This window comes from Rathayibacter sp. KR2-224 (assembly GCF_049446075.1).
Taxonomy (GTDB): Bacteria; Actinomycetota; Actinomycetes; order Actinomycetales; family Microbacteriaceae; genus Humibacter.
Window position 1 is genome coordinate 29,281 of the sequence record NZ_JBMSEB010000002.1, and the last position, 11,935, is coordinate 41,215.

Genomic DNA, 11,935 nt, shown 5'->3' on the forward strand with positions numbered 1-11,935 from the left:
CCGCGCCGTCAAGCGCCCAGAATATCAAGCGTCGGCGGGTTGACCGCGGAGCGCGGCCGAGTTACCGTGAATGTTTGGTCCGGAACGTTCCGGAATGTTCTCACGAACTCACGCAACCACCACATCACCGAGGATCATCGTCGTGTCCACCATCGCCTCGTCAACAGCTCCCACTCACTCCGACCCCGACGTGCGCGTCGACGGGCCGGCGCATCCGCTCGCCCCGACGGCGCTTCGCCCGCTCGCCCTTTCGGACGTGTCGATCGGCGAGGGATTCTGGCTCGATCGCCAGCGCGCCAACCGCGACGTCTCCATTCCTGACGGCCTGCGCCAGCTGCGGGATGCCGGCAACCTCCGCAACTTCGAGATCGCCGCCGGTCGCGCAGAAGGTGAGGCCGTCGGCCCGATCTTCGCCGACTCGGATGTCTACAAGTGGCTGGAGGCCGCGGCCTGGGAGTACGCACGCGAGCCCGACGAGCAGTTGCTGGCCGACCAGCTCGAGATCACCGAGCTCGTGTCCGCTGCCCAGGAGGACGACGGCTACCTCAATACGGTCGTGAGACTCCGCGAAGGCGAGCGTTACCGGCATCCGGAGCGCAACCACGAGCACTACTGCGCCGGACACCTGATCCAGGCCGCCGTCGCGCAGAAGCGGGCGACGGGCCGTGACGACCTGCTGAACGTGGCGGTTCGCGTGGCCGATCACCTGGTCCGCGAGTTCGGACCGCGCTCGGCGACCGGCAGCGAGGGCGACGTGGACGGGCATCCGGTGGTCGAGACGGCGCTCGTCGAGCTCTACCGCGAGACCGGCACGGAAGAGTACCTCGACCTGGCGCGCTGGTTCGTCGATGCCCGGGGACACGACACGCTCGAGCGCTTCGGCGGCAATTCCACCTACCTCTCCGACCGCGTGCCTGTGCGGGAGGCGTCCACCGTCGAGGGTCACGCGGTGCGAGCCGTCTACCTCACGACGGGCGCGACCGACGTCGCGATCGAGACCTCGGACAGCGAGTTGCTGGCGACGCTCGGCAAGCAATACGACCACATGGCGGCGACGAAGCAGTACGTCACCGGCGGTCTCGGCGCCAGATGGGACGGCGAGGCTTTCGGAGACGAGTACGAGCTGCCGTCCGACCGCGCATACGCCGAGACATGCGCCGCCATCGGTGCCGTGCAGTGGGCGTGGCGGATGCTGCTCGCCACCGGCGAGGCATCCTACGGCGACCAGATCGAGCGGCTCCTCTACAACGGCTTCCTCGCAGGAGTGTCGCTGCGAGGCGGCGACTACTTCTACGTCAATCCGCTGCAGGTGCGGCACAACGCCCATGCGGACGACGAGCGGACCCCCAAGAACGGGCGCCTGCGCTGGTTCGGCTGCGCCTGCTGCCCTCCGAACATCATGCGCACCCTGTCAAGCCTCGGCGGATACCTGGCGACATCCGACTCGGACGGGGTTCAGCTGCACCAGTACGTGTCGGGTGCCGTGCGAGCGAGAACGGATGCCGGCGAGGTCGAGCTGACCGTGCACACCGAGTACCCATGGGACGGCCGAGTGCGCGTGACGGTGAACTCCGCCCCGACCGCCGCTGTCACGCTGAGCCTCCGGGTGCCGGCATGGGCCGAAGGCGCAACGCTCGACGGCGCGGATGTCACCCCCGGGCGTTACGCCACGGTCACCCGCGCCTTCGCCGCCGGGGACACGCTCGAGTTCGTACTTCCGCTGACGGCACGTGTCACCCGGCCGCATCCGCGTGTGGATGCCGTGCGCGGCTCGGTCGCCGTGGAACGCGGTCCCCTCGTCTACGCATTCGAGCGTGCCGACCAGCCTGAGGGCGTCGTGCTCGATGACGTCTCCGTGGAGCCGGATTCGCTCTCGGAGGCCGAAGGTCCCGACCTCGTCCCGGGGCTCGTGGGGATCTCGGTACGCACCCGCGATGGCCAAGCACTGACCGGTATCCCGTACTTCGCGTGGGCGAATCGGGGCGCCGACGACATGCGGGTGTGGTTGCCCGAAGCCTGAGGCAGGCCGGGTCGCGGCGCGGGCGGGGTCCGATCCGCCCAGATCCGACGCCGTTGCACACCGACCGTCGATAAGACGCGCAACAGCGCCAGATCTGCGGGCCCACATGCGCGTGTAGTTGACCTAAGCCCGAGCCCGGCCCGTAGCCGCCCGAGAGGTGAGCCCAGCCCCGCCCTCCGCAGATTCTGGTCGAGCCAGACCTGACGCGATTGCACACCGATCGTCGCTCCGGCGCGCAACAGCCCTCGATCTGCGGGGCCGATGACGGGCCGGCTGCGGGGCTGCTCGCAGCGGCGGCCCGGCCTCGCCCTGCCCGGGGTGCGGCCTCGTCGAGTCGGATCTGACGCCGCTGCGCACCGACCGTCGATCAGGCGCGCAGCTGCGCCAGATCTCCGGGCCCGGCGACGTGGGGCTGCCGGCCCCGTGAACTCTTGATAGCGGTTTCAGAAATCTCGGTGTATATTCCTGAAAGCGCTATCAAGCTTGCTCCCGATGCAGGCATCTCGAGCGGATCATGACCCGGCCAAGCATCCGGGTGCAGCTGCCCGAGGCCCATCCCGAACCTGAGGACGACGATGACCGAGACCACCCTCCGCCTTGACGATCCGGCCCTACCGGTTCGCCACGATTCGGCAGAGGGGGTCCGCACTCTCCACTGGGGAGACGAGGATCTCTTGTTCGAGATCCGCTGGTCGGATGCGAGCTCTCCAGCCCTCGCGAGCGTGCGCACCGCCGGCGTCGATGTGGAGCTGCCACACTCCGTGCCGCTGGTCGAGATCGTCACTGCTGCGCAAGGGCACCTTCCCGCGAACGACCGCCTCGCCCGCACACTGATCGGGGCAGAGGCACGATACGTCTCCCATACCGTGACGCAGACAGCGACCGGATCCCGTCTCACGATCACCGTGCGACATGCCGCCTCGGGAATCGAGGCCGAGCTTTCGCTGGTTCGGGCCCACGGTGTGTCGGCGGTGCAGGCATCCGTCGCCGTCAAGAACGTCGGCTCTCGACCCGTCATCCTGCGATCCGTGCCGTCGCTCACCGTTCCGCTCGGCAGCAATCCGGACGGCGCTAGCCCGTGGCTTCTGCGCCAGGGGCGCAGCGACTGGCTAGCAGAGGGCCGGTGGTCCGCGACCGATCTGAACGAAGAGCTCCCGGATGTCGGCGAGGACTTCGCGGGGCACCTTCAGCGCGGCGAGCTCTCGCTCGTGTCCACGGGGACCTGGTCCACCGGCAAGCACTTGCCCGTGGGCGTCGTCGAGCGCGCCGGGATCGCCTGGATGTGGCAGATCGAGCACAACGGTTCGTGGCGCTGGGAGATCGGGCGGGATTCGGTCGGGTCGTACCTCTCGCTCTCCGGGCCGACGCACCCCGACCACAACTGGCTCAAGCAACTCGCGCCGGGCGAGGAGTTCGTTACGGTTCCCGTGGCGCTCGCAATCGGTCAGGACTTCGAGGGCGCTGTCGCGGCGATGACCGAACATCGCAGGACGAGCCGTCGCAGGCATCCCGATGCCGAGCGCCTGCCCATCCTCTTCAACGACTACATGAACACCCTGGCCGGCGACCCGACCGAGGAGAAGCTCCTTCCGCTCGTCGAGGCGGCCGCGAGCGTCGGGGCCGAGGTGTTCTGCATCGACGCCGGCTGGTACGACGACTCCGGCGACTGGTGGGACAGCGTCGGAGCGTGGCAGCCGTCGCACACGAGATTCCCGAGCGGACTCGGCCACGTCATCGAGCACATCCGTCTGCGCGGGATGACTCCTGGCCTGTGGCTCGAGCCGGAGGTCGTCGGAGTCAACAGCCCCCTCGCTGCCGAGCTTCCCGATGAGGCCTTCTTCAGCCTGGGCGGCGAACGCATCGTCGAGCACGGCAGGTATCACCTCGATCTCCGCCACCCGGCTGCGAGGGCGCATGTCGACGGCGTCATCGACCGTCTCGTGGCGGATCACGGCATCGGCTATTTCAAGCTCGACTACAACATCGACCCCGGGACGGGCAGCGACAGAGCCGCCGACAGCACGGGCGATGCCCTCCTCGAGCACAATCGGGCGCACCTGGCGTGGCTCGATTCCGTTCTTGACAGGCATCCGCAGCTCGTGCTCGAGAACTGCGGATCGGGGGCCATGCGCTCCGATTGGGGCATCATGTCGAGGCTGCAACTGCAGTCGACCTCCGATCAGCAGGATGCCCTCAAGTACCCGCCCATCGCCGCCGCCGCGCCCATGCTGGTGCTGCCGGAGCAAGCAGCCAACTGGGCATACCCGCAACCGTCGATGACCGACGAAGAGATCGCGTTCACGCTCGCCACGGGCCTCGCCGGACGCTTCTTCCTCTCGGGCCATCTCGACCACATGTCAGCGGAGCAACGTGCGCTCGTCGCGGACGCCGTGGCCATCGCCCGCTCGCTGAGGCAGCATCTGCGCACCGCGAGGCCGTTCTGGCCGCTCGGGCTGCCTGGTTGGGACGACTCCTGGGTCGGGCTCGGCCTCACCTCGCAATCGGAGACCACGCTGCTCTTGTGGAACCGTGACCCCTCGATCTCCACCGTGTCCGTTCCGATCGAGGGCCGGTTCGCAACAGCACGTGGCTCCTTGCTTCGCACAGTCTTCCCCCGAGCTCTGACCGAATGGTCCGCCGAGCACCTGGGGGAAAGCGGAACCATACGGGTGCACAACCACACCGGCTCCCCCGGCGCCCGATTGTTCCGTCTCACCGCCGACGGCGGACCCAGCAACTGACACAGCACACGTAACGAGATGATCGTTACCTCATCAAGGAGCAATTCAATGAAGAAGACACTCGTCGGGCTCGCCGCCGTGGCGGCGGCAGCAGCCCTCGCCCTGAGCGGATGCAGCGACCCCGGCTCAGGCGGAACCTCCGGCGGCAGCGCCCAATGGCCTGCGCAGAACACCGATCTGAAGGGCACCACCCTCACCATCTGGGCCGCACAGAACTCGAACAAGACCGCGGACTCGGTCATCACGGGATTCGAGAAGCTGACAGGCGCCCAGGTGAAGGTGGTGACCATTCCCGACCCATACGAGCAGGGCGTGGAGACCAAGGTCGCAACGGGTGACAAGCCCGACCTCGCGTTCTGGCAGCCGACGGCGTCCATGCTCACCACGATCAACGCCAAGACCAATCTGCAATCGCTCGAGGGCGCGCCTTGGGCGAAGAACTACACGGGCAATCTCGGCAAGATGACCGGCCTCCTCGACGGAACCCGGTACGCCGCACTCGTCACGACGCCTGCCGTGATCGGCGTGTACTACAACAAGGACGTCTTCGCGAAGGCCGGCCTCTCCAGCACCCCCACGAACTGGAAGGACCTCATCGCCGACGCGCAGACGCTGAAGAACAAGGGCATCGACCCGTTCTACGACTTCGGCGGCGGCGGAAGCCCGTGGGCCACCCAGTGGTGGGTTCAGGCTCAGCTCGCGGATGCCGCCAAGAACGGCCTCTGGGATCGCGTGAACCAGAACAAGGAGAAGTTCACCGACCCCACGATCCTCAATGCCATCAAGCAGTACAAGTCGCTGATCGATGACGGGTACTTCAACTCCGACCTCAAGACGGCGACCTTCGAGGACCAGGGAAGCGCACTCCTCGGCGGCAAGACGGCGATGGCCCTTCAGGTGAACTCGTTCTTCGGTGAGCTGCAGGCGACCGCCTCCACCAAGGAGCTGAACGCGAAGATCGGGTTCTTCCCCATCTCGCCGTCCGGCAACATCGGCACTTACATCCCCGATCAGAGCAACGCGCTCGTCGCCTTCAAGACCGGAGACAGCAAGCGTGAGGCCGCAGCCCGGCAGTTCCTGTCGTACTGGCTCGGTCAGGGCTACGGGTCGTTCGTGAAGACGCAGAACACCGTCTCGCTCCTGAAGGGGACAGCAACGCCGTCGAGCGTTCCCACCGCATTGAAGGATGTCGCCGCCTCGCTCGACGACTCCGTCGGCTCCATGCAGGCGCTCGCGGTGGCCAACCCCGACCTCTACCTCAACCTCGGCGACATGATCCAGGGCACGAAGACGCCCGAGCAGGTCGCGGAGACCACACAGATCCAGTTCGCGCAGTTGGCGAAGGCGCAAGGCGTCAAGGGGTTCTGATCCCGATCCACCCTCAGGTGCCGGCGGTTCCCTCCGCCGGCACCTGAACGAAAGGCCCGAGAATGTCCATCCTCGACATCACGAAGCCGGCGGCGAAGACGGCGGAGCCCACCGGATACCGCGCGGCCGGCAGAAGTGGCCGGCGCAGCGACCATCCCTACTGGTTCCTGGTGCCGGCGCTCGCCGTGCTCGTCGTGTTCTTCTTCCTGCCGACGCTCTACAACTTCGTCTACGCCTTCACCGACTGGTCGAGTTTCAAGTCCCAGATCAACTTCGTCGGCGTTGCGAACTTCGGACAACTGCTCAGCAACGGCAGCCTCCTGGCCGACCTGCGCATCACCCTCGTGTACGCCGTACTCGTTGCGCTGTTCCAGAACCTGTTCGGGCTGCTGCTCGCCCTCCTCCTCGAGAAGGACACCAGGATCAACCGATTCGTGCGAGCGGCATTCTTCGTTCCCGTCGTCATGTCGGCACTGGCGGTCGGCTATATCTTCCAGGCGATGCTGAAGCCGAACGGCGTGATCAACGGAATCCTCGGTTTCGTCACCGGTCAGCACGTGACCATTCCATGGCTGGGGTCGACGACCTGGACCATCGTCGTGGTCGCCGTCATCCACGCCTGGAAGTGGATGGGCCTGTCGATGCTCATCTACCTCGCGGGGCTGAAGACGATCAACGAAGACCTGGTGGAGGCATCCCGCATCGACGGGGCCGGCCGCTGGCGCACGTTCCGCTCCATCAGGTGGCCACTCCTCGCCCCCGCGATCACGTTCAACGTGGCGACTGCCCTGCTCGGATCCATGAACGGATTCGACATCGTGCAGGCCACGACGGCGGGCGGCCCTGGCGGCACGACGGAGCTCCTGAACATCTTCGTGTTCCGCACCTTCGGGCAGGGCCTGTTCGCCCAGGCGACGACCATGAGCCTGATGCTGTTCCTGATGGTGGCCATCCTCGCCTTCCCCGTCATCTGGTTCCTCCGCAAGAGAGAGGAAGTGCTGTGACCACAGCAAGTGTGCGGCGCCGCCGCCGTCACCCGCTTCAGCCGATCTCGGCCGTGCTCGTCGCCGTGCTGCTGCTGGGCATCCCGTTCGCCGTCGTGGTCTTCACGGCCGGCAAGGATCAGGCGCAGGCGCTGAATCCGAACCTGTCGCTTCCGTCGCACTGGCAGCTGCTGCAGAACTTCGCCACCGTTCTCGACCAGGGCCGCATGCTGCCCGCGTTCTTCGGCAGCCTGCTCATCATGGTCCCGTCCGTCGTACTCGTACTCGCGCTCGGCGCGATGGCCTCGTGGATCCTCGCCAGACGCAAGTCGCGGATGGTCGCCTTCCTGTACGCGCTCGCCATCAGTGGCATAGTGCTGCCACCTGCTGTCGTGACGATCGTGCTCCTGCTTCGTCAGCTCGGCTTGGCGGGCACCGCGATCGGCATGATCAGCGTGTACACCGGCATGTACCTCTCGACCGTGGTGTTCTTCGTCACAGGGTTCATCCGCACCATTCCGCCCGAGTTGGAGGAAGCCGCGCGCATGGACGGGGCGTCGCCGTTCGCGGTGTTCGTGCGCATCATCCTGCCGTTGCTGACGCCAACGCTGGCCACGGCGACGATCCTGATCTGCCTCTATATCTGGAACGACGTCTTCTACGCCTTGTTCGTGATCGGCGGCCGACTCGACACGCTCCCGTTGAACCTGTACCAAGTCGCGAGCTCAGGGCTCTATCTTCAGAATTGGCACTTGATATTCGCGTACATCATTCTGATGAGCCTTCCGCTGCTGATCACCTTCGTTGCACTGCAGCGCAAGATCATCTCGGGGATCACCAGCGGCGCGGTCAAGTGACATCCGTGAAGGCAGGTTCATGAGCGCACCGGGCGTGGCACGCACCCCCACGATGGCGGACGTCGCAAAGCTCGCCGATGTCTCCGTTCCCACGGTCTCCCGTGTGCTCACGGGCGCCGCGAACGTGCGACCGGACAAGCGCGAGCGCGTCGAAGCGGCGATCGCGCGGCTGGGATTCAGGCCGAGCGCGGCCGCGCGCGCACTGGCATCCGGCAAGTCGGATGTCATAGCCGTCATCGCGGGAAACACGTCCAATTATGGATACGCGGAGGCGATCAGGGGCGTCGAGGAAGCAGCACGCGCAGAGGGCTACACCGTCATGATCACCGTGGTCGAGAGCGCGGACGATGCCGACGTCGAACACGCCGTGACGATGGCGCTCAACCAGGCGATAGCGGGCGTCGTCGTACTCAAGTTCGACAAGCCGGGCGTGGCTGCGCTGCACAGGATGCCAGAGGGCCTGCCGGTCGTCGCGCTGTCGGGCGTGCGAGAGCGCGGTGTCGCGCAAGCGGTGATCGACGAGACGCGTGGCGCTCAGGAGCTGACCGAATACCTGCTCGAGCTGGGGCACGCGACCGTGCACCACGTGCGCGTGCCGCCTTCGCGTCGTGAGGACGGACGCACAACCGGCTGGAAACGAGCGTTGCGCACTGCCGGGGCACCCGTGCCTCCCCCGCTCGACGCCACCTGGGAACCCAGGAGCGGGCGTGAGGTCGGCCAAGTGCTCGCCCAAGACCCGGACGTGACAGCGGTGTTCTGCGGCAACGACGAGATCGCCATGGGTGTCATCAGAGGCCTGTCGGATCACGGCCTCCGGGTGCCAGACGATGTCAGCGTCGTCGGATTCGACGACCATCCGCTCGCCGAGCTGTGGGTCCCGGCTCTCACCACGGTCGACCAGGACTTCGCGGGCCTCGGCCGCAGAGGCTTCGAGCTGTTGCAGAACGCGATCACGGGGTCGAGCGACATCCGCTTCTCGTCTGAGCGTCCACGCGTGGTGCGGCGAGACAGCGCTGCCGCGCCCGGCCGCACTCGGCACGCGCGCTCCTGAGCTTTCGCCGCTACCGGTCTCGGCATTCACGCCGCGTGCGCTCCTGAGCTGCGGCTGCTACGGGTCTTGGCGCAGGCGGCAGCGCATCTGAGTTGGCCGAACCGACCTCGGCGTGCACACCGCGGCACATCTGCCGGGCACCCTTGAAACCGCTATCAGAACGGGTCTACAGTTTCTGATAGCGCTTTCAAATTGCTCGAGAGCGCCCCATCCTCACGAGTACGAAGGAGTACGCATGCCTGCGACACGATGGCGAGCCGCGATCGGATGCGCCGTGGCGGCAACGTTGACGGTCGGCGCTGCGCTTGCCGGCGCAGCCCCCGCGACCGCCGCATCGGGCCAGACCCTTTCCGTCGACTTCGGCAACACGACCGGCGACTTCCGCGGCGGTGCCTCCGGCAGCCTCTATGGGCTCGGTGACCCCGGTGTACCCAGCCAGGCGGTCATCGACGGCGCCCACGTGACCAACGTGTCGCAGAAGCCGCCTGCCGGGGCACAGCATCCCAGCGGAGACGCACTGCAGGTCGAGAAGGGATTCTTCGCCGGCGGCGGCAAGGACCTCTACGTGTACGTGCAGGACATGTACCCGGACTGGCCGTACAACGGCGGCAAGCGCCCAGGCGACGCGAACGGCGATGGCGTGTGGGACTACCTGCCCATTCTGAAGAAGGCCGTCGAGGACGTCGCGACGAAGTCGGAGCATCCGGAGGACTACGTCTTCATCCCGTTCAACGAACCTGACGGCGGCAACTGGTACCCGGACTGGACGACGCAGAAGGATCAATTCCTCGCCGACTGGTCGGCCGCCTACGACGTGATCGAAGGCGTCTACGCCGAGCACGGGCTCGGGCACGCTCGCATCGGTGGCGACGGCGAATCGGTCTGGCGTGCCGGCCGCGTGAGCGACTTCCTCAGCTACGCCAAGGCGCACGACGAACTGCCCGACGTCATGATCTGGCATGAGCTCGGAACTCAGAACCTCGCCACCTTCCGCTCGCACATGAGCGAGTACCGCTCGCTCCTTGGTCAGCTCGGACTGCCGTCGATCCCCGTGAACATCACGGAGTACGCCATGCCGCGCGACATGGGCGTGCCCGGGCAGATGGTGCAGTGGCTGGCCATGTTCGAAGACGAGAAGGTCGACGCGCAGGCCGCCTTCTGGAACTACGCAGGCAACCTCTCCGACAACTCATCACGTGTCAACGGGGCCAACGGCGGCTGGTGGATGCTCAAGTGGTACGGCGACCTGGCCGGCTCCAAGACGGTGGCAGTCGCTCCCCCGCAGCTCAACACCGTCGACAGCCTTCAGGGCATCGGAGCCATCGACGCTGCGAAGCGCAAGGCGACGGTGCTGCTCGGCGGCGGAAGCAGCGACATCACGCTCAACCTGAGTGGCCTTGACGACAGGACATTCGGCAGCAGCGTCGATGTGGTCGTGCGGCAAGACCGCATCAACGGCGTCGAGGGCGACTCCCTGCAGCCGCCGGTGGTCCTCTCCACCCAGGCGACCGTCACGAGCGGCAAGGCGACCGTGAGCATCCCGAACAACGATCGCTACTCCGGATACCAGGTGGAGATCACACCGCATCTGGCTCTGCAGCAGGACGTCTCGGGCGACCTCGTGAACTCGACCGAAGCGGAGAACGCAACCGTCGTGGATGCCTGCCCCACGTATCAGGACCCGAGCACCGAATGGTCGCACCTCGCTTCGGGAAGCAAGGATGTCGGCTGCATGAACAAGCCGGACTCCTCGCTCACCTGGCAGGTGGATGCCCCGCGCGACGGCACCTACCGGCTCGAGATCCTGGGCGGTGCGAACCAGGCGCCTGGTAAGCAGGCGCTCTTCCTGGACGGCGCTCTCAATCAGGTCGTCTCGAGGTCCGCCGACCTGGGCTGGACCTACCGCGGAACGGCGACCGCCATCGTGAAGCTGAGCAAGGGTTCGCACACGTTCTCGCTGCGCTCCAGCTCGGATGGCAGCACCATGCTCCCGGGTTCCGACATCACTGCCGATCGCTTCGATCTGTATGACGTGACCGATGGCGAACGCGACAGCTACCCGGCGATCGATGCGCGGCTGGCGGGCGGAGCATCCGTCGACTACTCAAGGGCGGTGACCGCCGGAGACGTGAGCCTGAGCGGCAAGGCCACGGCCACGGTCTTCGCCGCCGTCGCCGACACCGGGTATTACGACGTGTCGGTCGCGTACCACGCGGTGGGCAGCACCACGGTGGCGCTGGCGGTGAACGGCCGCGATGTTGCATTGCCCGGCTCGCACGGCACCGGCTACTGGACGGCGACGGCCCGCGTGTTCCTGCCTGAGGGCGTGAACGAGCTGACGCTCTCGTCGCCACGTGGAGCGGATGTCTCCGCCGTGACGACGCTGCGGGGCGCCGATCAGATCGCCACCGATCACGACTCGAGCTACGCGAAGACCTACGCGCCCAGCGATCTCGCTCTCGCTGGATCGGCCGTCGTGCAGACCCTGCCCGCGAACTCGAACGGCGTGGGCGGCCACGACGTCGAGTATCTGGGCAACGGTGCGGCGAACACGGCGACGCTGAACCGGCCGAGTGGCTTCGGCGCCGGCGACTACCAGCTCGTGCTCGCCGCGGCCAACGCCGCCCAGTCGTCGTCGATCAACTACAACCCGCAGGTGATAAGCCGCTTCGTCGACATCTCAGAGGCGGGCGGATCAACGGTACAGACGACCATGCGCAACAACTACGCATGGCAGAGCTTCTGGAACCTGACGAGTCCGCTCACCCTGACGACGGCGAACGGTGCCATCACACTCGGCAACCCGAACGATTGGGCGCCGAACATCAACACGGTCACACTCGCGAAGTCCGTCGCGGGGACTCCGGTCGTGCAGCGTTCGTCGAAAGCGCCGTGGTGACGTCACCGTCAACCGC

General features: G+C 66.5%; 7 protein-coding genes. All 7 read left to right on the top strand.

Annotation, left to right across the window (positions count from 1 at the left end; genetic code table 11):
• The first annotated feature begins 142 nt into the window (after positions 1-142).
• The 7 genes from ACO2Q7_RS12570 to ACO2Q7_RS12600 all read left to right on the top strand — a co-directional run bounded on the left by ACO2Q7_RS12570 (position 143) and on the right by ACO2Q7_RS12600 (position 11,919).
• The gene (locus tag ACO2Q7_RS12570) at positions 143-2,020 is read left to right on the top strand and encodes a glycoside hydrolase family 127 protein (protein ID WP_423356045.1); all 1,878 of its coding nucleotides are present in this window, start codon (positions 143-145) and stop codon (positions 2,018-2,020) included.
• Between the two features lie 575 nt (positions 2,021-2,595).
• On the top strand, positions 2,596-4,761 hold the full coding sequence (locus ACO2Q7_RS12575) for a glycoside hydrolase family 36 protein (protein ID WP_423356046.1): 2,166 nt from the start codon (positions 2,596-2,598) through the stop codon (positions 4,759-4,761).
• Between the two features lie 48 nt (positions 4,762-4,809).
• Complete coding sequence (locus ACO2Q7_RS12580) at positions 4,810-6,129, top strand: ABC transporter substrate-binding protein (RefSeq protein WP_423356047.1); 1,320 nt, start codon at positions 4,810-4,812, stop codon at positions 6,127-6,129.
• A gap of 62 nt (positions 6,130-6,191) precedes the next feature.
• Complete coding sequence (locus ACO2Q7_RS12585) at positions 6,192-7,133, top strand: carbohydrate ABC transporter permease (protein ID WP_423356048.1); 942 nt, start codon at positions 6,192-6,194, stop codon at positions 7,131-7,133.
• Complete coding sequence (locus ACO2Q7_RS12590; RefSeq protein ID WP_423356049.1) at positions 7,130-7,969, top strand: carbohydrate ABC transporter permease; 840 nt, start codon at positions 7,130-7,132, stop codon at positions 7,967-7,969. Before ACO2Q7_RS12585 ends, ACO2Q7_RS12590 begins: the two co-directional genes overlap by 4 nt.
• A 19-nt stretch (positions 7,970-7,988) precedes the next feature.
• A complete protein-coding gene (locus ACO2Q7_RS12595) occupies positions 7,989-9,020 on the top strand; it encodes a LacI family DNA-binding transcriptional regulator (RefSeq protein WP_423356050.1) in 1,032 nt (343 codons plus the stop codon).
• A 235-nt stretch (positions 9,021-9,255) separates the two neighbouring features.
• A complete protein-coding gene (locus ACO2Q7_RS12600) occupies positions 9,256-11,919 on the top strand; it encodes a hypothetical protein (RefSeq protein ID WP_423356051.1) in 2,664 nt (887 codons plus the stop codon).
• Positions 11,920-11,935: the final 16 nt, after the last annotated feature.

Coding starts and splice junctions, on each gene's coding strand:
- ACO2Q7_RS12600 (WP_423356051.1), top strand. CDS start 9,256: ATGCCTGCGACACGATGGCGAGCCGCGATCGGATGCGCCGTGGCGGCA.
- ACO2Q7_RS12585 (WP_423356048.1), top strand. CDS start 6,192: ATGTCCATCCTCGACATCACGAAGCCGGCGGCGAAGACGGCGGAGCCC.
- ACO2Q7_RS12580 (WP_423356047.1), top strand. CDS start 4,810: ATGAAGAAGACACTCGTCGGGCTCGCCGCCGTGGCGGCGGCAGCAGCC.
- ACO2Q7_RS12595 (WP_423356050.1), top strand. CDS start 7,989: ATGAGCGCACCGGGCGTGGCACGCACCCCCACGATGGCGGACGTCGCA.
- ACO2Q7_RS12575 (WP_423356046.1), top strand. CDS start 2,596: ATGACCGAGACCACCCTCCGCCTTGACGATCCGGCCCTACCGGTTCGC.